The 904-nt window shown below is 70.4% G+C and carries 1 protein-coding gene and 1 pseudogene; both read left to right on the top strand.

The window, feature by feature from the left end; genetic code table 11:
- On the top strand, window positions 1-679 hold a 679-nt coding region (locus GXB81_RS31200), incomplete at its 5' end, for an SDR family oxidoreductase (protein ID WP_205991230.1).
- A 49-nt stretch (window positions 680-728) separates the two neighbouring features.
- Window positions 729-904 (top strand): annotated as a pseudogene (locus tag GXB81_RS31710) (acyl dehydratase); the annotation flags it as partial.

Raw genomic sequence — 904 nt, 5'->3', positions numbered from 1 at the left:
CGCGGCCAGCGCGAGCGTGCTCGCGGCCGAAGGCGCGCACGTGATCGGCCTCGACATGCCGTCCGCGCGCGACGCGCTCGACGCGACGCTGCGCCCGCTCAACGGCACCGCACTGACGTTCGACATCGGCGCGCCCGAAGCGCCCGCCCAGCTCGCCGCCGCGCTCGACGAGCAAGGCGTCGACATCGTCGTGCACAACGCCGGCATCACCAAGGACAAGACCCTCGCGAAGATGACCGAAGCCGCATGGCAGAGCGTGATCGACATCAACCTGAGCGCGCAGGAGCGCATCGACGACGCGCTGCTCGCAGGCGGCATCCTGCGCGACGGCGGGCGCATTATCGCGGTGTCGTCGATCAACGGCATCGCCGGCAATCTCGGCCAGACCAATTACGCGACCTCGAAGGCCGGCGTGATCGGCCGCGTCGCCAGCATGGCGGCGCCGCTACGCGCACGCGGCATCACGATCAACGCGGTCGCGCCCGGCTTTATCGAAACGCAGATGACCGCGAAAATTCCGCTCGCGATCCGCGAGGCCGGCCGCCGCATGAACTCGATGAGCCAGGGCGGCCAGCCCGTCGACGTCGCGCAGACCATCGCGTGGCTCGCGCATCCGGGCTCGGCGGGCGTGACGGGCCAGGTCGTGCGCGTCTGCGGCCAGAGCCTGATCGGAGCGTGAAAGTGGCGCACGGAATGGGACTACGCAGCATGAACCCTGGAGCATGAGCATGCGCGAGCCGGATGATCCGTTCGGGAACCGTCATGCCGCGTCCGCGCCGGGAGACGGCGCGCGGCCGAAAACCGTGGTCGTCGACACCCTGCCTTCGACGGCGAAGCTCCATGCGCGCGCGCTGTCGGGCATCGTCAAGCGCGGCCGCGGCACACAACCCGGGCAGGCGCCGCA

The sequence above is a fragment of the Paraburkholderia sp. Ac-20336 genome, from assembly GCF_017105025.1.
Lineage (GTDB): Bacteria > Pseudomonadota > Gammaproteobacteria > Burkholderiales > Burkholderiaceae > Paraburkholderia.
The sequence above is the reverse complement of the archived record's forward strand: the minus strand, read 5'-3'. Positions and strand labels throughout refer to the sequence as shown.